The 20523-nt window shown below is 35.5% G+C and carries 23 protein-coding genes; 4 read left to right on the forward strand and 19 right to left on the reverse strand.

Features of this window, described 5'->3' with window-relative positions; genetic code table 11:
* Window positions 1-19 precede the first annotated feature (19 nt).
* Window positions 20-1270, reverse strand: a complete 1251-nt coding sequence (locus THENA_RS09175; RefSeq protein WP_013757125.1) for a hypothetical protein — start codon at window positions 1268-1270, stop codon at window positions 20-22.
* Window positions 1271-1440: 170 nt separating this feature from the next.
* Here THENA_RS09175 and THENA_RS09180 point away from each other — a divergent pair, with 170 nt between their 5' ends.
* Window positions 1441-2538, forward strand: a complete 1098-nt coding sequence (locus tag THENA_RS09180; protein ID WP_013757126.1) for a PocR ligand-binding domain-containing protein — start codon at window positions 1441-1443, stop codon at window positions 2536-2538.
* Here THENA_RS09180 and THENA_RS09185 read toward each other — a convergent pair whose 3' ends face one another.
* From THENA_RS09185 to THENA_RS09205, 5 genes are read right to left on the reverse strand one after another with little or no spacing between them, the layout of a single operon-like run.
* The gene (locus THENA_RS09185) at window positions 2539-3141 is read right to left on the reverse strand and encodes a hypothetical protein (RefSeq protein WP_013757127.1); all 603 of its coding nucleotides are present in this window, start codon (window positions 3139-3141) and stop codon (window positions 2539-2541) included.
* Window positions 3142-3161: 20 nt separating this feature from the next.
* Complete coding sequence (locus THENA_RS09190) at window positions 3162-3512, reverse strand: DsrE family protein (RefSeq protein ID WP_013757128.1); 351 nt, start codon at window positions 3510-3512, stop codon at window positions 3162-3164.
* Window positions 3509-4489, reverse strand: coding sequence for a molybdopterin-binding protein (locus tag THENA_RS09195; protein ID WP_013757129.1), 981 nt, complete (start codon window positions 4487-4489; stop codon window positions 3509-3511). The genes THENA_RS09190 and THENA_RS09195 overlap by 4 nt, the downstream gene beginning before the upstream one ends.
* A gap of 2 nt (window positions 4490-4491) precedes the next feature.
* Window positions 4492-5655 (reverse strand): molybdopterin molybdotransferase MoeA, encoded by a 1164-nt coding sequence (locus THENA_RS09200; protein WP_013757130.1) that lies wholly within the window; start codon window positions 5653-5655, stop codon window positions 4492-4494.
* A gap of 30 nt (window positions 5656-5685) precedes the next feature.
* Window positions 5686-6252 (reverse strand): class I SAM-dependent methyltransferase, encoded by a 567-nt coding sequence (locus THENA_RS09205; protein ID WP_013757131.1) that lies wholly within the window; start codon window positions 6250-6252, stop codon window positions 5686-5688.
* A gap of 207 nt (window positions 6253-6459) precedes the next feature.
* On the opposite strand from THENA_RS09205, the gene thiM reads away from it, so the two are divergent.
* Together thiM and THENA_RS09215 are read left to right on the forward strand one after the other, a co-directional pair.
* Window positions 6460-7269, forward strand: a complete 810-nt coding sequence (thiM, locus tag THENA_RS09210) for a hydroxyethylthiazole kinase (protein ID WP_013757132.1) — start codon at window positions 6460-6462, stop codon at window positions 7267-7269.
* Window positions 7266-7535: an acylphosphatase gene (locus THENA_RS09215; protein ID WP_013757133.1), complete on the forward strand. Its 270-nt coding sequence runs from the start codon at window positions 7266-7268 to the stop codon at window positions 7533-7535. Before thiM ends, THENA_RS09215 begins: the two co-directional genes overlap by 4 nt.
* A 12-nt stretch (window positions 7536-7547) precedes the next feature.
* Here the strand turns inward: THENA_RS09215 and fliY are convergent, their stop codons facing one another.
* The 13 genes from fliY to THENA_RS09980 all read right to left on the reverse strand — a co-directional run bounded on the left by fliY (window position 7548) and on the right by THENA_RS09980 (window position 19251).
* On the reverse strand, window positions 7548-8708 hold the full coding sequence (gene fliY, locus THENA_RS09220; protein ID WP_013757134.1) for a flagellar motor switch phosphatase FliY: 1161 nt from the start codon (window positions 8706-8708) through the stop codon (window positions 7548-7550).
* A 4-nt stretch (window positions 8709-8712) separates the two neighbouring features.
* Window positions 8713-9684: a flagellar motor switch protein FliM gene (fliM, locus tag THENA_RS09225; protein WP_013757135.1), complete on the reverse strand. Its 972-nt coding sequence runs from the start codon at window positions 9682-9684 to the stop codon at window positions 8713-8715.
* Window positions 9684-10478 (reverse strand): flagellar motor protein, encoded by a 795-nt coding sequence (locus tag THENA_RS09230; protein ID WP_013757136.1) that lies wholly within the window; start codon window positions 10476-10478, stop codon window positions 9684-9686. The genes fliM and THENA_RS09230 overlap by 1 nt, the downstream gene beginning before the upstream one ends.
* 3 nt (window positions 10479-10481) lie before the next feature.
* Window positions 10482-10709, reverse strand: coding sequence for a flagellar FlbD family protein (locus tag THENA_RS09235; RefSeq protein ID WP_013757137.1), 228 nt, complete (start codon window positions 10707-10709; stop codon window positions 10482-10484).
* Window positions 10706-11473: a flagellar basal-body rod protein FlgF gene (flgF, locus tag THENA_RS09240; RefSeq protein ID WP_013757138.1), complete on the reverse strand. Its 768-nt coding sequence runs from the start codon at window positions 11471-11473 to the stop codon at window positions 10706-10708. The genes THENA_RS09235 and flgF overlap by 4 nt, the downstream gene beginning before the upstream one ends.
* Window positions 11474-11502: 29 nt before the next feature.
* On the reverse strand, window positions 11503-13182 hold the full coding sequence (locus THENA_RS09245) for a flagellar hook protein FlgE (protein ID WP_013757139.1): 1680 nt from the start codon (window positions 13180-13182) through the stop codon (window positions 11503-11505).
* A 52-nt stretch (window positions 13183-13234) separates the two neighbouring features.
* Window positions 13235-13588 carry a TIGR02530 family flagellar biosynthesis protein gene (locus THENA_RS09250; RefSeq protein ID WP_013757140.1) on the reverse strand — a complete coding sequence of 118 codons (354 nt, stop codon included), beginning with the start codon at window positions 13586-13588 and terminating at the stop codon, window positions 13235-13237.
* Complete coding sequence (locus tag THENA_RS09255; RefSeq protein WP_013757141.1) at window positions 13585-14004, reverse strand: flagellar hook capping FlgD N-terminal domain-containing protein; 420 nt, start codon at window positions 14002-14004, stop codon at window positions 13585-13587. The genes THENA_RS09250 and THENA_RS09255 overlap by 4 nt, the downstream gene beginning before the upstream one ends.
* A gap of 17 nt (window positions 14005-14021) precedes the next feature.
* Window positions 14022-15764 carry a flagellar hook-length control protein FliK gene (gene fliK, locus THENA_RS09260; protein WP_013757142.1) on the reverse strand — a complete coding sequence of 581 codons (1743 nt, stop codon included), beginning with the start codon at window positions 15762-15764 and terminating at the stop codon, window positions 14022-14024.
* 105 nt (window positions 15765-15869) lie between these two features.
* Window positions 15870-16460: a D-sedoheptulose-7-phosphate isomerase gene (locus tag THENA_RS09265; protein WP_013757143.1), complete on the reverse strand. Its 591-nt coding sequence runs from the start codon at window positions 16458-16460 to the stop codon at window positions 15870-15872.
* Entirely contained in the window at window positions 16457-18844 is a 2388-nt protein-coding gene (locus THENA_RS09270) for a glycosyltransferase family 4 protein (protein ID WP_013757144.1), read from the reverse strand. The genes THENA_RS09265 and THENA_RS09270 overlap by 4 nt, the downstream gene beginning before the upstream one ends.
* 1 nt (window position 18845) lies before the next feature.
* Window positions 18846-19121, reverse strand: a complete 276-nt coding sequence (locus tag THENA_RS10210; RefSeq protein ID WP_264175344.1) for a CC/Se motif family (seleno)protein — start codon at window positions 19119-19121, stop codon at window positions 18846-18848.
* Window positions 19114-19251, reverse strand: a complete 138-nt coding sequence (locus tag THENA_RS09980; protein ID WP_013757147.1) for a hypothetical protein — start codon at window positions 19249-19251, stop codon at window positions 19114-19116. Before THENA_RS09980 ends, THENA_RS10210 begins: the two co-directional genes overlap by 8 nt.
* A 299-nt stretch (window positions 19252-19550) precedes the next feature.
* Here THENA_RS09980 and THENA_RS09275 point away from each other — a divergent pair, with 299 nt between their 5' ends.
* Window positions 19551-20420: a tetratricopeptide repeat protein gene (locus THENA_RS09275; protein ID WP_013757148.1), complete on the forward strand. Its 870-nt coding sequence runs from the start codon at window positions 19551-19553 to the stop codon at window positions 20418-20420.
* The last annotated feature ends 103 nt before the right edge of the window (window positions 20421-20523 follow it).

Raw genomic sequence — 20523 nt, forward strand, 5'->3', positions numbered from 1 at the left:
CATTTCAAGTAAACTAGCCCTATTCTGTTGCCCAATTATTAATAGCGTTGTTTATGTCAGGCCAGACCTCAGGAACTAAGTCAGAAAGAACCTTCCCCTCTTCAAAGAGAATTTGTTTCCTAGTGACCCACGTTTCGTTTTGGTGTAAATGAAAAGATATTTCTTTTTTTATCTCGTCTGACCAAACTGTTCTCCCTTCCACATCAATCAACTTGAAGTCCACGTTCATAAGAATCTTCTTTTTTGGAGATAAAGACAAAAATCTTCCAACCCACCAGGAGCCACCAAAAGATGGTAGACTTAAAAGATCAAGAATAGCTCCAGGACTTGATGCTATTGGCTGGGGCAATAAAAGAGGTTGAGGAAAGTTTGGGACGTGAGATATAGTTGTGACCAAAAAGAGCGTTTCTTCAGGCTTAAAGCCCATTTTGTCTGCTATAAAGGCTCTTGAATCAGTAGTCATATTCACAGGATTAAATGCTGCAACATCTTGAAAGGATAAAAGCATAACATCACTTTTATATTTTTTTAAAGAATCTACAAACATCTTCATAGGAAAAGGTATTTCTTCATAAGAAGCAAGATATATTCCATTTTTTGCTTGCGGGGGAAAAACTATAATTGATGGTACAACTCCCGAAGTCTTTTTCTCGAGAGGATAATATGGAGCATTTAGTATCCTAACTCCAGACAAAAAAGGCTTTAATGCGGTTTTTATCTCGCTGTGTAAGTATTGAAGATATTCTATCTCTCTAATCCTTTGTGGAAATCCACCAGGCAAATATTTGACAGGACCAGAATTAAAAGTTTTTATATTCCTTTGAGCTACTCCATAAATTAAATCTCCAGTCTTTGCGTTATAAATTCTTATTTCAAGCCATATATTGATTTCATATTTATCAAAAATTAAATTTGGAAGACTAACAATATCAACAAGGTGTATAATTGGCAATACTACTATATCGTCATTCTTAACACTTCCTAAGGCAAAGTATGCGCAAGACATAATAAATTCCTTATTTATCCCTTTAAATTTCTTTTCAAACAATTTAACATCATCAGCATCCACGTATTTAAGAGAATATCCAGGAAGTGTGTTGTCAAAAGCTCTTATTTGCGATTCAGAGTATCCAGGATCTTCGTCCAAAAAAGTCGTCTCAGCAAGATAAGGAAGTATTACAGCCTTTTTCCCATCAATAGGACCTGCATTAGCCTTTGGAACAAGGGTGTAAAAAACTAAAAATACTATTAACAAAATTTTCAATCTCATGTTAGTATTTTATCAAAAAAAGTTAAAAATTAATTAAGATATATATTAACTATTCTGAATATTTAGAAAACTTAACTTTTTGTAGTATACCAAGATTAGATGTTAAAATTCATTAAGTAACTTATTAATTAAAATATTTTATATTTAATAAAAGCTATTAGGAGGAGTAAATGTCGTCAGAAGAAAGATTGAAAGAGGCAATAAGTTATTTTGGAGAAGAAGAGCTAAAATTATCAAAGTTACTTACAGAGGAAGAAAAGAAATGGATATACGATTTTTTTGATAAACTTTCAAGAGAACTTGATTTTGCGGTAACGGTATCAGACCCAGAGGGCACTCCTGTTATACCTGTGATAAACCATTCTGACCTGTGTGGCAAAATTATACGCGGCACTGAGAAGGGATTGGCAAGATGCAAGCAAGAAGCGGCAAAGCGCGGAAAAGACGCAATGGAACAAGGCAAACCTCAATATTACTTTTGTCATGCAAATATTCAAGATTTTATAGTTCCAATTTTGCTTTATGGCAAAAGAATTGGAAATATTGCAGGGGGACAGTGCCTGCCAAAACAACCTGACGAAGAAATGACAGAACACTTTAGAAGGTATTTTGCTGAAATTGGAGTTGAAAACGTAGAAGAAGCACTTAAAACTTTAAAAACTGCCCACATAAATCCAAGAGAGAGAATAGGAAATTTTACTGTAATGTTTGACGCTCTTGGAAAAATCATCTCAAATTATCTCATGTTTCAGGTAGAAGCAAGAATAGAAGAAATGAAATTATTTGAAACTATAAACAAAAACCAAAAAATATCTTCTTCATTAACCCAAACGCTTAGCTCACTATCGGCAAGTTCTGAAGAACTAGCTGCGTCAAGCGAAGAAACAGCAGCAATCGTTCATGAAGCAAGAAACAAATTGGACGAAACTGACGCAATAAATACTTTTATCAAAAAGATTGCGAATCAAACAAGACTCCTTGGTTTAAACGCAGCAATAGAAGCATCTAGAGCAGGCGTTCATGGCAAGGGCTTTGGGGTTGTAGCCAGTGAAATACAAAAGCTTGCTACTGAGTCGATGAAATTTGCAAATAAGATAAACGAAACATTAAACGAAATAAGCATGTCTGTAAAACAAATTCTTGAAAGTTCTCAAAATATAGCCAAAGTGTCAGAAGATCAAGCAATGTCTATAAATGAATTATCAAAAGTAGCAGAAGATTTATACGCAATCTCAGAAAAACTTTTAAAAATGAGAAACGCTAAATAATTACCTTTTTTCTAATTTTTTATACAGTTCGTGAAGTGAATTATAAAAACTTTCGTTCGGATCTTTACATACCAGATTTTTCATAAAACCAGCTAAGGTGCCAGCGCTTTGGTCGTCAACTACATCAACGTCGTCTGGTCTGTAAGCGGCTGTATATCCCAGACCCCATATCAGTGCATATCCTACAAGGTCGTCTGAGGTTGTGTCGCTTGAATTAAGAGAGCTTAAGAACGCTTTACATGTATACCTTTTTGGGTTAAATATTGCTACATTTTCACCCTTTTTTGAACTTCCTACATATTTAAAAGTAAAATATTTTCTGACAAATTCAATAAAAGATGCGTCTAAATTTTGAGAACAGCCTTCACTTAGTTCGTTAGTTAAAGACTTTAACATATCGCTGTTTAAAGACATAAGACTTTCGTCTTTAAATGTTAGAAAACCCCATGCCCACAGTGTCTGCAAAGCAACGCTGCCAGAATCATTTGAATAGCTTTGAACAAAGTCCCTACAGGTATAAATATTTGGATCAAATCCTTGAGCACAAGCATTAGAATTGACAATAAAGCAAAAGAACAAAATCAATAATATTATTTTTTTCATTTTTGCTCCCCCTTTAATATTTACGGCTTTATATATGAAAAGCCTAACTCTTGAAGCCTTACTATCTCAGTAATACCAGCCTTAACAACCTTAGCCCAATCAAATACTAATTTTTTATCTATCTTGTAAAGATTTAGAGCGTTATTGCAAAATTCAAAGATAACCCCCTTATCAGACAATTTTTTCATAGTAGGTTCAAGCTCACTTCTTAGTTCATTTGTTAAAATTAATACTCCTGCCGAGTTAGCTACAACCTTTATATCAAATTCACTTTCGTCTGATATATCATTAATAAAATTATTAATATTTTTTAAGGCAACCGGCCAGTCTTCAAGTTTTGAAACGTGAAAACACACTTTGAATTGATTCATCTTAATAAGCCTCCATGCCCAGAATGTCTAATCATCTCATAGGTAATCCTCAAACCAGCAAAGGCAACTTGACCAAACAAGTCAAATGCCCCAGGATCAAATCTAAGTGCACCTCCAGGAATACCAAAAATTGGGATGTCACCAAGATAGGCCACAAGAAACATTGCACCAGGTGAAAGTGGTGCACCATAACTTACTACAGATGCGCCAGATCTTCTTATACCTTCGGCAGAAACATCATCTGGGCTCATCCCACCTGTTATAATTATGATCTGAACTTTATTTCGAACAAATTTTAAAATAGCATTAGATATTAGATCAGGATCATCTGGTAAACATTCTCTCATAACTACTTCAGAGTTAAACTTTGCTACTTTACTAACAATTAGCGGCGTAAATGAATCCTCTTTTCTGCCATAATAAATCTCAGAACCAGTAACAATCAAACCTACTCTCATTTCTATAAATGGATAAAGGGTTAGAACCTTTCCAAGATTTTTACACTCACCCTCAATTAATTCTATTTCTCTTTTCTTTATAACCAGTCCTTGAACCTTCGCCTTTGCAACAACCCTGCCTTCTTCAACCACAGTATTGTTCCTCAAAGTGGCAACAAGTGTATCTCCCCTTGAATTTATAGCATCAAGTTGTCTCACCCTAACTTTAAAAAGGCCTTTTTTTGCTGCAATCACATCAGCCCAAGCTTCACCAGGCATTTTGACAATTAGATTATCACCCGAAATCGCGCTTGCAAGCCTTAAAGCTGCTTCATCCTCATGAAGTTCGTCTTCAGCAATTTTTAAATCCCATATGAAATCTTTTCCGATCTCTTTCAATATAGGTATATCATCTGCAGTAATAACATGTCCTCTTCGAAAAACAGCCTCTTTGTGCTTGCCAGGAACAATTCTTGTTAGATCGTATCCCAATGTCATACCAACGCTTTCTTCAACCGGCACCTTTTTAGAAGGATACATTGTTAAACCTCCAAAGAAAATTCAAATACCCTTACTTTAGCTCCTATATCCTGTGGAGGACCAGGATTTAACATAGCAATATGAGTCATATCTCTAAAGCCTTTAAGAGAGTGACTGTGTTGTGAAAATTTTTTAAAATAAAACTTGTTGTCAATTAAAGTACCTCGCAAAAATCTTGCTTCTTTAGAATTTTTATTAAAGGCTTCCCCAAGCACGCTCTCAAAAGATTTAAACTTATAATCTTGACCAGAAAGCAAAAATATCAAAGGCCTTATAAAAAGATAGAAACCCAAGACAGCAGCCCAAACGTTGCCAGACAAACCAAAATAATACGTTTTATTTTTTTTAAAAGCCATTAAAGATTTTCCGGGTTGCATTTTTACCCTCCAAAAAATTGGTTCAAATATTTTTTGGACAACAGGAAAAAGACCATCACTTGAATCAAACGACGCATTTCCAAAAGAAATTATTATGTCTGAATCATCAAGTGCCTTCTTCAATTCGCCTTCAATCTCATAATTGTTCCTGCATATAATATTTCTTTTAATTTCTATATGAGGCCTTCTTAAAATTTCCTCGAAAGTGGGAGTTAAAAAATTTTTATAAAGGCCTTCTTCTTCACAACTTACAAGTTCTTTTCCAACTGCCAGTAAAGATATCTTAACCTTTTTAAAAACCTTTACTTTAGTTTTATTAAGTCTACAAAAAGTAGCAAAATCAAATGGCGAAATCTTTGAGCCATTATAAGAAACAATTGATCCGGCTTCATATTCTTCGCCCATTTTAAAAATATTTCTTCCCTCTAAAGGCATTTTTTTAATATAAACCACATCAGAACTTACCAACGTGTCTTCGATCAGAACTACAGCATTGCTTCCTTTTGGAAGAACTGATCCAGTTGAAACTTTTACAGCTTCATTTTGAGAAATCTCCCCCAGGAAGGGTCTCTCCGTTCTGGACTCACCAATTATTTTACACTTGTCATCACATGGCAGTTTTATTGCAAAGCCATCCATAGCAGACAGGTTTCTAGCTGGCACATCTTCTTCTACTTTAATATCTTCAGCTAGTATTCTGCCTATTGAGTCTTTGAGAGAGACATATTCCGTTCCCAGAAGAGATGCATTTTGCAGTATCAAAATTTTAGCTTTCTCAACGTCAACCACAATTTAAACCCTTTCTAATCATTTATTTGATTAAAATTTTTGTTCTGAATTACTAATTCTGTCAGATTTTTTTAATATTACGTGATAAATTGAAGGCGTTAGGTCTTCCATGTGAATCAGATCAAATCCTGAGAATATTAGAGTACCCAGAAGTAAATCTTCCTCTACCCTAACTACAGCCGGTGGCCCAAAATTCTCTTTTCTTTCCTTTTTCCACTCAATTACAGAAAGTATGCCTGTAGATCTTAACCACCTGTTTATTCTTTTCAGAATTAAAGGAGCATCTTCTAATTCGTGATATACAGAAGACATTATTACAAGATCAAAATATTCTTCTTGAAACTCTAAGTCTTCAAAACTCGAATTAAGAGCAATTAGATTATTAATATTTTCACTTTTTGCACGATTTAACATTATGTTTAAAACTTCAGTATTTTTATCAACAGCAAATATTGTTCCCTTGGTAAGCATTTTTGCACATGGTATAGAGATTGCTCCTCCTCCACAACCAAGATCTAATATCCTTAGATCATCTTTAATTATTATTTCATCTAAAACTCTTTTAACGTCTATAAACTGCGATATGTCTTTGTGCAATTCTACTACCCTCCTAAAAAGCCCTTTAAAACATTATAACGCTAAAAACTAAACTGTTTTTTAAAGAAATTTATTAATAAATTTTATTAATTTATAAAATAGAATAACTACTAAGAGGTTCATTTTAAGATTCAGTAATCCTTACATAACAATCTATAGTATTATAAAATATAGGATTCTAAAATAAGACTTTAAGGAGCCAAAGAAGTGAATGATTACGAATGGATTAAAAAAATATTACAGAAAATAAAGGAAAGAAAACCCTTGATTCATCATCTTACAAATTACGTCGTAATGAACGATAGTGCAAACATAACGCTTGCAATTGGAGCTCTTCCAATAATGGCGCTGGAAGAGGTTGAATTAGATGATATAACGAATATGGCTTCAGCAGTATTGCTAAACATTGGAACTCTTAAGCAAGATGAAATAAATCACATGCTCGTTGCCGGAAAATATGCAAATTTTAAAAACCTCCCCCTAATTTTAGACCCCGTTGGGGCAGGAGCAAGCAAGTTTAGAACAAGAACAGCAAAAAATCTTTTGCAAAATTTGAAAATAAGTATTATAAAGGGTAATTCCTTTGAGATAGCAACTCTTATTGATTTGCCTGCTGAAGGCATAGGAGTAGATGCCACCCCTTCTAACAAAAATTATGCTAATATAGCAAAAGAGGCTGCTAAGAAATATAGAGCCATAGTTTTGGTAACAGGAGAAAAAGACTTTGTTAGTGATGGTGATAAAGTATTTGAAATTGAGGGTGGAAGCTCTTTGATGTCAAAGGTAACCGGTTGTGGTTGTATGTTAGGATCTATTGTTGCCTCCTTTGCAGCCATAGAAAGTGATAATTTACTAATGGCTTCTCTTGGAGCAAGCATATTTTTCAAATCAGTTGGAAAGGTAGCCGAGCAAAGAAGCTCATTACCTGGCTCATTTAGAAATAACTTAATAGATTCAGCTTACCTAATTGCAAATGATGAGGAAAAATTAAACGCGATTTGGAGGGAAGAGAAATGACCCTATATGCCAAAGTAATAGGAAAAGTTCAAGGAGTATATTTTAGGGCTTTCACGCAAAAGATAGCTAGAGAATTAGACCTTAGAGGTACAGTTAGAAACCTAAGCGATGGTTCTGTAGAGGTTGTAGCCGTTGGAGAGGAAGAAAAAATAAATAAGTTAATAAAAGAATTAAAAAAGGGATCACCCGGTTCAAAAGTAATTGACATAGAAATAAAAAAGGATAAACACGATTTAGACTTTGAAGATTTTAAAATTGTTTACTAAAATAAATATAGTTTAAATTTTTTCCAGCCTCTCTCTGGGGCTTATTATTTCTGTGATTCTTATGCCAAAATTTTCATCTATAACTACCACTTCGCCTCGAGCAATTAACTCATCGTTTATCATTACTTCAAGAGCCTCTCCAGCAAGCTTATTTAATTCAATAACAGACCCTGACCTTAACTCTAACACGTCTTTTAGCGTCATCTTTGCATTACCAAGTGAAACACTAAGCTCAAGAGGTATATTCAAGAGATTTTCAATGTTAATCGAATCCCCTTGAGGTGATGGCTGAAGCTGTTGAAATTGGGCTTGAGAAGCCTGTATTTGAGGTTGTTGTTGGTATGTAGGTGGAGGTGGCGGATAACTATATGGTGGTGGTGGATAATTATAGGGGTTTTGCTGCGATGCTTGTGGCGGATACGAATATGGGGGTTGCTGAACTCCAGACTGAGGAATTGAAGAATTAACAGCCGTTGAACCCGCAGCACTTAAAGGCTGTGAAGCACTTTGAGGCGACATAGTAGTGCTTTGATTCTCTAAGGAAGAAGCTTTAGACGCGCTGTCATCTTGGTTTTCAATCATAGCCTTAGCTTTATTAACAGCCATCTGAGCCATTTTTTGGGCTACGGGCTCCGATAATATCATGACCAACTTCGTTTGAAAAACATTTTCTCCTGTAAAATCAAATAATACCTCTACCGCTTCTTTCCCTGATGCTATCTGCTTCAGCGATTCTACAATCGGCTGTTCATCAAAATTGACTACACTAGGAGGCATTATATTAATCCTGCCACCTAAAAGGCTAGCAAGAGCCGTTGAAGCTGCTCCCATCATTTGATTCATAGCTTCCTGCAGAGCCGATTCAGCAAGTTCATCGAATGGAAGCTCTGGATTTCCCTCTCCGCCCATCATAAGATCAGCAATAATTGAACCATCAGTTTTTTTAACAACAAGCAAAGAGGAACCTTCCACTTCTCCTTCATAACCTATCATCACGCCGATGGAATTGTCTTCGAAATCAGCTGCAATCTGTTCAATATCGCTTATGTCAACCATTGGAGAAGTAATCGATATCTTTTTATTAACCAGTTGTGAAAGAGTGGTGGCTGCAGAGCCCATAGCCATATTTAAGACTTCACCAATAGCATCTATTTGTTCGTCAGTTAGATTCATACGTTCATTCCCTCAACACCTCAGTAATTTTTATTGCCAAATTCTTACCAACCCTTCCAGGCACTCCTAAAAATTTTTGTTTCTTCTCTATTTTAACATCAAGTGGTTTATCAACCTTCGTATCTAACAATAAAGTGTCACCAACTCTTAAATTAATCAAATCTCTCAAAGGAATATGCATATGTCCCAAACATACCTGCAAGTTAACCATTACGTTCAAAACATGTTGATAAACGTATTCTCTTTCTATGTCATTTTCTGCCTTTTTCTTTACAAAAAATCTTTGAGCAGAAAGGTGATTAACTATTGGTTCTAACAAACTATATGGAATTGCTAAGGACATTATACCACTAAGATCTCCAATGCCTATGTCCATAGTAATTAGTACCACCATTTCATTCGCTGGGACAATTTGTGCAAATTCAGGATTTGTTTCTGTTCCTACAAAGGTAAGACTTACAGGGTAAACTGTTCTCCATGCCTCCTCAAGGGCTACAAGGTGCCTATCAACAAGCTTAGCAATTAAAGCATTTTCTATGTCTGTTGGAGCTCTTGGACTAGGCGGTGGGAGTCCAGAACCTCCTAACAATCTGTCCACAAGAGCCAAAGTAATGTTCAAATTCATTTCCAAAACCATTGATAGTCCGGTATTTTCCCAACTAATTATTACAATCATTGCAGGGGGGATTAGCGAGTTTATAAACTCTTCGTAAGGAACTTGATCTATTGCAGAAAAATCTAACCTCATGCTGCCTCTTACCAGGCTTGAAAGAGAGGTCGCTACTAACCTTCCATACGTTTCATGGATCAGTTCAAGCGTTCTGAGATGATCTCTAGAAAATTTACTAGGTCTTTTGAAGTCGTAAGTCTTTACGGTCTTTTCTGGCTCTTTTTCAAGCAGATCAGCGCTAACCTGACCTGTATTAAAGGCATTTAGGATTGCATCTATTTCGTCTTGGCTTAAAACATCAGCCATTATGCACTAACTCTTTCCTTTTCTTTTTGTGCCTCATACGCTAACCTTAGCGTAGGGGGCAAAAATACCTTCAATTTTTCTTCTATTATTCTTGGATTATCCCCTGCCTGTATTGAGAGTATGCCTTCCATTATCATTGTCTTAATTTGCGTTTCCTCTTTGCTCCTAACGCCCAATTTCCCAGCAATGGGCAAAAACACAAGGTTAGCTACGCCAACACCATATAGAGTAGCTATAAAGGCGCCAGCAATTGCCTGACTGACGCCACTTGGATCTTCCAAATTTGCAAGCATGTGAACAAGACCCATAACCGTACCAAGAATACCTAAAGTGGGCGCAAATCCCCCCAACCCTACAAAGAAATTTTCGCCCAATTTGTGTCTCGCTTCCATTATCTCTAAATCATTTTCTAAAATTGCTCTAACTAGTTCAGGATCAACAGCATCTACTACCAGCTGAACTCCTCTTTTCATAAACATATCATCAACGCCCTCAAGCTCGGCTTCAAGTGATAGCAGACCTTCTCTCCTGGCCTTTTCAGCAAGCCTTACAATCTGATCTATAACTGTCACAGGATTATCCTTAGGTGCAAAAAAGGCCTTTCTAACAATTTTTGGAACCATTTTTAATTGATCCACTGTTGTGTTTATGACTACTGCACCAGTAGTTCCACCAAGCACCAACACAAAAGCTGGTAGGCTCAAATAGTGTGAAAATGACCCACCTTCAATAATGACAGATAACATTATAGAGCCAAAAGCAATGGCAAAGCCTGCAACTGTTGCTATGTCCATATATTAACCCTTGTTTTCGGATGTGTTTTGCATTCTGGCCTGGGCAAACCTTAAACCTACCTTTTTATTATACTCGATTATTTTTTCAACTATTTCTTCGGGAGTCTCCTTTACCATAAATTTTTTTCCTGTAAAAAGAGTTATAGTCGTATCAGGTGAACTCTCTATAGATTCTATCAAATCTGAATTTAAGATAAACTCTGCATCGTTTAACTTTGTTAATTTTATCATACTATAAGTCCTATTGCAGTCTGAAGCATACTATCGCTTGTAGTAATAGCTTGAGCGTTTACCTGATAAGTTCTTTCATAATCGATTAAATTGGCCATCTGAGTTGCAAGGTCAGTATTTGAACCTTCTAAAGCATTTTGGATTATTGAGTAACCGTTGCTTAGCGCTACTGGATTTCCAGAATTTACAGATGGACTAAAATTATTTCCTCCTACGTTTATAAGTGCATTTTTGTTTATAAAATCAACTACCATAATTTTCCCATCCAAAACAGACTGCCCATTCGAGAAATTTGAATAAACTGAACCGTCCGGCTTAACTGTAAAGTTTACGAAATTTTTAGATGTAGTATCGATATTTATATTACCATTTGTACCTTGTACATACAAACCATCTGCAGTTACAAGGTTGCCGTTGCTATCTAGGCTAAAGGATCCATCCCTCGTATAATAGGTATTTGTCCCATCAGAAACAACAAAAAATCCGCTACCGCTGATTGCAAAATCTGTAGGGTCGTTAGTAGTTAGAACTGGTCCCTGAGTAAAAGATAGCGACGTAGAGTCAAGCTTAGATCCTGCTCCGATCTGAAGAGGGTTTGTCCTGGAGGTTGCAAATGAAAGCTCTTGTGACAAGACATCAGCAAAAGTAGGGTTGCTTTCTTTAAACCCCGTCGTATTAACGTTTGAAATATTGTTTGCCACTACATCCAGAGCACTCTGGCTGGAGAGGGCACCACTTACAGCAGTAAAAATAGAATTATCCATAACTTTAACCTCCTAAAATTCACAAACTCCTACGGAGCAGCCTTTAGCGATAATAAATCCTGAAGCATTTGATCAGATGTGGTTATAACTCTGGCATTCGCCTCATAACCTCTTTCAGTAGTAATCAAGTTCGTAAACTGCTGGGAAAGATCTACGTTGGACATTTCAAGGGCACTTGGAATAATCGTTCCTATACCGCCAGAACCAGCAGCACCAATTTGGGCAGTTCCAGAATTTGAAGAAGTACTATATATGTTCGATCCATTACTGGTTAAGCCTGATGGATTTGGGAAATTAGCTAGTGCAATCTGACCTATAGCGTTTGTAAGACCATTAGAATAAGTTCCGGTAATAACGCCTGACTGATCTATAGAATAGCTCTGTAAAGAACCAGAAGAATAACCGTCCTGGCTAGCAAAGTTTAGACTAGACGATCCTCCGTATTGCGTCATGCCGGAAAAGTTAATTGTGGGAGTCCATGGAGTAGAAGCACCTGTTGACGGATTTATCAAAAGTGTTGCTGTAGAAGTAGAGGGAGTTGGATAAGTAGTAGTAACATTTGAAAGTGAGCCATTAGAGTTGAATGTTAGTGTACCGTAGCCAGAAGTAGCATAAACGTTTGAAACAGGAGTAGTACCTACATCAGATGAAGCATAAGAAAAATTATTAAGCCCTGTAGCAGCTCCTGTTGAACCATCATTCTCAGTGATTGTTAACCAGTTCGTTCCATAAGTACCAGTCGGATCCACCAATTTTGACTGCAAATTAACGCTACCACTATTATTGCTTGCTACAAAATAATTTTTCAGTATTTGATCGTTGTTTATAGCGTTTATGACCTTCTGTTCTATTGTAGAGGTCGTGTCACCATTTTGAACTGTAATAGATATATTGTAGGGCACGTTGTCTCCAACAATGCTCTGGATTGCATAGCCATTAAAAGAAAGGGTTATGTTCCCTGTTGCAGTAGCAGGTCCACTAGGAGCAGCAGCGGTCTTACTTGGAACATCAGCAGACGGAAGAGTTGTAAGAGTTCTCCACTTCCATGTGTTTTGAGTACCAGTTGGGGTAATAACTGTGGTAACAGAGTGGGATACGCCAAGAGAATCATATATTGCCCCAGATGACGTAACGGCATACGGAGTAGTAGAAGATGATGTGTTCGCGTACTGGGATGCGTCAAGATTCCCCGTCATAGTAATGTTGTTTGACTGTTTTGCAGGCATAGACTGTCCTATTGGAATCTTCAAGTCAGACACAGGACCTGAGGGATTTACTACACCACTAGAATCAGCCTGCCAACCTTGAACCTTAAGACCTGCACTATTTACAAGATTTCCGTTTGCATCTACGTTAAACGAGCCGTCTCTGGTATAAAAATTTTGAGAGCCGTTGTTCACGATAAAAAAGCCGTTGCCCTGTATAGCAAGATCGGTATTTACTCCAGTATTTTCAGTAGAAGAACTAGTAAATGGAGTAGAAATAGCAGCGATTTGAGTGCCCAGACCAATTTGCATTGGATTGATCCCCCCCAAACCGTTTTGAGGAGCTGACGCTCCGCTGAGAGTTTGAGAAAGCATTTGAGAAAAGGTAACTGTACTCGCCTTAAAACCAATAGTATTAACGTTTGCGATGTTATTACCTATTACGTCCATAGCTGTTTGGTTATTTTGTAAACCACTAACAGCAGAAGACATAGCTCTTAACATATTTCACCCTCCTTAACTTTTCGAGGGCCTCCGACATGCGGTCCAGCCCATTTTATAATATTATTGCACTATCAATATTTGTAAAAACGTTATCCTTTAAATTCTCCTGGCTTACAGCAGTTATAATAGTTTTGCTTTTAGGATTGACTACAAAAGCCCTGTTGTCCATAAGCACAAGAGATTCTCTTGAACCTTTTTTTGAAAGCTTTTCCATAGCATAGTTCATCTTTGAAATATCTTGAGAACTAAGACTTATACCTCTTGATTCAAGGCGCTTTGAGGCGTGATTTGTAAGGTTTATGTTACTAAGTTCACTGTTTAAAATCTGGGCAAAACTTGAATCTGACTGAAGTTTTGGAAAACTGCTATTAGAAGTGCCTTGTCCTTGAATTTTATCTATCTTCATGAAACGCTTACTACGCTCGAAAGATTTATAGTAGAACCGTTATCTAATACCAAAGAAGGATTTCCATTTTTTATAGTAACCTGGGTAACTGTAGCGCTTTGTGTGCTGTTGTCAGCAGCGGTATACTGAATTTTTTTACCTATTAAGTTGGTAGCATACAGATTGTTTATGTTTGTCATAGAATTTTGTACGGAATTACTCATGTTTGTCATTTGTTGTGTGGTAGTAAGAGCTGATAACTCGTTCATAAACTCGTTTGTGCTCATAGCGTCAAGAGGATCCTGATTTTTTAGCTGAGCAATTAAAAGGGTCAAAAAAGCATTGGTGCTTGCCAGGCTATTAGCGCTCGAACTTGAACTGGTATTAGAACTTGCACTAGTACTATTACTCGTTGAACCAACGCTTGAAACTGACATTTTAATGCCTCCTTTTTCTAAACTCTTATATCAACACCGCTTTTAAGGCTTTGGATACCTGTTATAAGCGCAGTATCTAAAGAAACATTATTATTATTATCTAAAGGATAAATTACGTGACTGAAATCCTGACTGAATCCTTGGCCTTTTTGATCAGAGTTTACATAGACGTTTACGTTATTTGTTGCAAAACCATTTGACTGCAAAATCTGCCTAAAATCTTGCATATTTGACAAAATGGCGTGCTTTGCAAGATCGTCTACAACAAAAAACGTCATGTTTACAGAGTTTGTAGCCTTATCAAGTGAAACGTTTAATTTTACTTTGCCCAAATCTGGCGGTTCTAGCAAAAATTCTATATCCTTTGGAGAATTAAATCTCAAATCCTGCATCATATTCTGAATCTTTTGATAAGCGTCGAGTGAAATGGAGTGATAAGATATCCCCTGATTTGGCATCACCATATTACTGCTATTTGATATAGAAACATTAGGCAAGCCTGAAAGAATAGCTTCATTTGTACTTGTTAATTTGCTATCAGGTGAATTAGACAAAGAATTTGTCTGATTAAAGTTGGAGATTATTTGTCGGGAGAGAATGTTAGCAGCACTAATTTGAGAGTTCACAGAAGAGGGTATACTTAAGTTGCTGAGTATCTGAGAAGTAATATTGTTTGAGATATTTTGTGCCGCAACCTGATTTTGGTAGATAAAGGCTTCTTGGTTTAGGTTCTGAGAAGATAAAAGAGGTCCTGTAACAGAATTTGGCAAATTTGATTGATTTATAACGACTTGCAAATTTGGCATTAACTGTAGGATGCTAGATGATTTGTTAGAAATTGTCTCTAAATTTTGCGAAAGATTTGACAAAGTATTTAAGGTAGCAGCATTTGCTCCAGAATTATCCTGAGACATACTGCCAGGGGTTTGTAATGTTTGAATATAGCTAAAATTAGGCACAATATTGTTCTGAGCTAGCTGATTAGAAAGTGTGGAATTAGCAGCTTGGACAGGTGTACTTTGAGGCGCTGATTGTGCTTGAAAAATATTTAATTGGGTATCTAATAAGAATGGAGTTTGATTACTTGTTTGCAAAGTACTTGATACATTAGAGTTACTTTGAGAATTAGTTGCAACACTATTTATTTGAGAATTTGAGACAGGAGGAGAATTTAAAACATTTGAAAGTAACTGGTTTATAACAGTGCTTTCAGAAACAGGAACACTAGCAGGCATATTGTCATTATTTATTAAATTACCAAGATCTTTACTTTGGTTTGTGAGTAAAATATTAGGTGGCTGTATAGAAACTAATTGAACGTCTTGCAGTGGTCCTAGGATCTGGGTATTCGGTTGAGTAAGAGTATTGATGCTTGCGTTAGTTTGCTCTTTTAAAGAGCTTTGAGTGCTGATTTGATCCTGAGATGAATTTGAGCCCTGAAGAGCAAGAATTTGAACTGGCAAATTTATAATTGGCATTTGATTTGATACTGAAATTGGCACGACAGAAGGTTGCATTTGTCCTGAAACGCTCTGATCGCTACTTTCATTTCCAGATTGCAATTGAGATTTTGATGTAGGTGCTTGGACATTGGTTTGTGAGCTTTGAGCTACATTAGTCTCATTTTGAGTAGCTTCGCTAACAATTTGTTCTAAAATCGAAGAGAAGGCTTCGTCCTGTGAGATAGATGACTGATTCTGATTTGACACAGAATTGCCAGACTGCACTATGGGCAAATTAACTAAAGGCAAGGAATTCAATTCTTCACCTCCTTTCTGTCTTTAGACTATATACTCCTTTATTAAAAAATAATTACTCTATCGAATTATCGACAAAAAAACTAATTTTATTTAAGATAGGTTGAATCAAGTAGATTTTGAAGTAAGAGTCTTTTCAACCATATCACAAATTATGTGTCCGATCATAATATGACACTCCTGTATTCTTGGCACTTTTTTTGATGGGACGCTTATACAAATATCAGATAGTTTTTCCATTTCGTTGCCAGTCATACCTGTAAGTGAAATTGTGCTTATATGATAAAGTTGAGCAATTCTTAAAGCCTTTATTAAATTCTTAGAATTTCCACTTGTTGAAATTGCAAAAAAGACGTCGCCCATCTCACCCAGTGCCTCAATCTGTCTTGCAAAAACGCTTTCATATCCAAAATCATTTGAAACAGCAGTAATAATTGAAGTGTCAGTAGTAAGAGCTATAGCTCTTAGTGCTTTTCTTTCCAATAAGAATCTTCCAACAAACTCTGCTGCAATATGCTGAGAATCAGCAGCACTACCGCCATTTCCAGCAATCAAAAGTTTTTTCCCAGATCTTAGCGCTGCAGATATAACTTTAACGCTCATTTTAACAGTTTCTAAAAATTTATCATCAGAAAGCAGTCTATTTTTTAGCTCCAGCGATTCAGATATTGCTTTTTTAATTTCATCTTTTACAATCATTTACTTTCTCTTTCAAAAAAGTTGAGCATCTCTTTGGAAAAGTTTTGGACGGAAAACTTTTCCATCACAAAAGCTCTTGCCCTTTCTCCAAGTTCTCTAGCAAAATCTCTATCTTTAGCCAATTTAATCATAGCACTATACAACTCATCTTCATCAGGGAGCGCCCATTCCCAATCTGGGTTATATCCTGAATTATTCTGACCTATTTTTTCAAACTTATAGCTTAAAAGTATGGAATTATCTTTATTCATAAACTCAAGATTCCCACCATACGCTGTAGCTATAACTGGCTTTCCAAGCCACATAGCCTCTATTAAAGGAAGAGCCATACCTTCACAGCTGTGAGGCGAAACATACGCATCAGCAGCATTTAATATTGTAATGTAACCATCTCTATTTGTAGTTTCGTCTACAAACACAACATTGTCAATAATATCCAATTCTTTAATGTATTTTGTAAGTTTTACTTGATTTTCAGAATATTTTGCAGCCTGAAAAGTCTTAAAAATTAGATATACATCGCTACATTCTCTTACAACTCTCGAGAGAGCCTTCAGAAGCAAAAACGGCCTTTTTCTGTCAAAATCTCTGAAAAAGTCTAAAATAAACATGAAAACAAATGAATCATAAAAACCAAAGGTTGCTCGAAGATTCTTTCTGTGTTGTAATATTCTCCAATCGTAAGTGAATGGATATGGGAATTTATATACTTTTTCTCCTCCAGCTTTTATTAAAGCACCTTTTACAAAATCCGAATAACACATAACTTCATCCACCAAAGAAAAAGCCCTTGGGTCATCAAAATATTTGTCAAATTCCCAATTCCAGATTGCAGACGTTCTGCCTCTAAAAATATTACTCGATATATCTTTAAGATAAGCCAAATCCTCTGAGTTAATGAAAAATATTGTGTTATTAAATGACAGATTATTAACATTAAAGCATGCGATATTTTTAATCTCTTCTTCAGAAACTCTCAAATTTGAAGCAACGGGCAAAAAGAAAAGAGAACATGGAATGCCCAGTGAAGAGGCCTTTCTAAAAAAAGATCTCGCCTGAACTCCAAGTCCAATTTTTGATTCAAAAAACCCAACAATATTTATCCCAAAGGAACTATGTTCAATACGAGAAGTATAAGTGAGGTTGTAATTAACCCTTAAGATATCCTTCAATGCTGCCGTGTTTATTGTGCCCGTACTGGAAAAAGCTAAGTTTAAATCCTGCCTCGACTCGATCACACATCTCGCAAACCTGCTTATAGAACTATATTTTGGGTGTAGAAAGGAAAGTATTGCTCTTACGTTCTCACTGTCAGGTAAATATGGATTTCTAAATCTCTTAAATATTTCTTCTGAGTACCTCTTTCTTACTTCAAGAGGTACTCTTATTTTTGTTAATGGGAGGTATTCGAAATAATATGGCAATTCTTCAAACTTTCTTTTGTTCTGGAAAAAGTCTTTATTATAGTATTCATTTATTAACTTTACATATGATTTGTTTATTGATCCAAAAAAGCTCACATGATCGAACAAAAATAGGTCATCTAAATAAAATCCACTAAATTCAAAAAGTGACAATTTCCTAAGTTGATTTTTTCTGTTTACAAAATAACTAGATTCTTTAAATACGATATCTTCTTTTTTAACGTTATAAAAAGTCAAAGTATACTGCAAATCGTCTAGCTCAAGATATTTAAGCTTTGAAATCTCTTTCTTATGGAAATAGGAAATATTAGCTTCGGTGTTTTTTAAGGCATATATTGATTCTTTGAAACGAATTACGTCATAATCGTCCAAAAGATCGTATAAGCCCCTTACGTCAGAAAGGCAAAAAATATTTTTCGATAAGTACAAACTCTTCTTAAAGCCAACATAAGCAAAGTATTCGAAAACATACGGCAAAATCCAGTTTTTCGCTTCGTCCTTTGTGGATGTCCAAAGAACTTTATGCATATCTCTGCAGGAAATTTCTGACAAAAGCTCACACAAGAAAAAAAATTTAATGCCTTTAGATACTAACTCATTAAAGAGTCTAAACTCTCTAATATCTTTTAAAAGGTCTACAACTACTACTACAAAATCAATTTCTGGATTATTTCTTAAAAAGCTATCCCTTAAATTAAGAGCGTAGTGCATCTCGTCTTTGTTAATTATAGTAAACGCAACATCTTTATGTTGAACAGGAATTTTAGGAGAGTAGTCAAAATTTATCTTAACAACTCTTAGATCTTGCCAGAAATCTTTTGCTTTAAAAATTTCATATTTTATCTTTTCTAAACCTTTACTTAACGAAGTTGCAAAACCTTTTTCCTGATAATTTTTTAAAGATTTTCTAAATGAAATATATCTTGAAAGAGAACTTTTAAATAGAGTACCCTTAAACATATCAAGCTACCACTATAAGTTCTTTGAAAAATAAAAATTTTTTCAAACCAATTCTTGTCTTATTCTTAAGGTTCAACTCCTTTGGTATATAAATTTCTATTCCCTCCTGTTCAAAAACTTTATAGGCTATACCTTCAAGTGGTTCTCCCGCTCTAACTGAGGGAGGCAAAGGAACCCTACTTCAAGAAAAACATGATGAAGCATTTATAAAAAAAATCTTTGAACCCTTTGATTTTATATATTCTTTAGCTTCTTTATCAAATTCAAATTTAGGCATCTTTACCTCCATCTAAAGCATATATAAAAATATATTCCTTGCCATAAGAGCTTCTCTTTGCATCGACCACTAGATCTTTGTCGTAAGAAAAATTTTTCGGTATATAAACTACAATATCATTAAAATACATACAAACATACTTATCAAATTCTTTCTTAGGTCTTCCCCATCTAACTGATGGGATTCCTGAACCAGTTCCTCAAGTGCTACACAACAAATCCCTCGATGGCAAGATATATATTTCTTTGCCGCTACTTTCAATTAGTTTTATTGCCTTTTTAGTTAAAGATATCATTATATATATTAAATCATATTAGCTCCTAAGAGTGAAGATCCAAAAAATATTGTTTACACAAACTTCTACACAAATTTAAAAAAATAAGATAGTATTTATAAAGTGAGTTAGTAAATAAAATTTTTGGAGGAATTATGTCATTAACCAATTACAAAGAAAAGCTACAAAATGCCGTTGACTTAGTCAACAAAAACGAGCTCGACCAAGGAAGGGAAGTGTTACAAGAATTAATTGATGAGCTTTATGAAAGTCAAACAAACGAAGAAAAAGACATTCTTGCAACTGCACTGGATATACGAAGTCTTATTAGAGCCTATGGCAGAGATTTTGAAGGTTCAATGAAAGATCTTGATGAATCGATTTCTCTTAGAAGGTTTCTTTTTAGCGAAAATTTTAGTAAAAATCAGGAAGATATTGCTCGGTTATTAACGCACAAGGGAATAAACTTAGGACAGATGGGCAAGCTTGATGAAGCCCTTTCTCAAATCAAAGAAGCAATTAAGTTATATGAAGAATGCTACAAAAATGGCTCTCTTTCCAATGCCGGACTCTATACTCATGCTCTAAATCAGCTTGCAATTACACAAAAAAATATGAACAATTTTGAATCTTCTTTTGAAGCCTTTAACAAGGCCATAGATATTTTAGAAAAAGAAACAAAAGTTGACAGTTCTCTTAACTTAGACCTTGCTATAACTTATATGAACAGAGGTATAAACAACGTAGAGGTAGCAAAAACTCAAGATTCAATTGACGATTTCAGAAAAAGTATCGATATTGTTATAGATTCTTTAAAAGAAAGGCCAGAACTTGTTGGACTTTACTCGAGATTAGTCTATTATTCCATTCTCTCGATGGCAAGATCAGGCCTTATATTGCCAGATAAGATGGAAAAATTTAAAACAGAATCAGAATACGTGTTTAATACGTATGGCATGACTGAGGAAGCAGAATTTTGGATGACTAAAATCGGTGAATTATTTGCTCCACCACAAAGTTCCTGAGGACCGGGCTGCTAGTCCCTTGGTCTAAGGGTTTTTTGGAATACAAAAAAAAGAAGAGACAATGCTCTCTTCTTTTTTTTGTTACTATTAGCATATTCTTAAC

The sequence above is a fragment of the Thermodesulfobium narugense DSM 14796 genome (assembly GCF_000212395.1).
GTDB classification, from domain to species: domain Bacteria; phylum Thermodesulfobiota; class Thermodesulfobiia; order Thermodesulfobiales; family Thermodesulfobiaceae; genus Thermodesulfobium; species Thermodesulfobium narugense.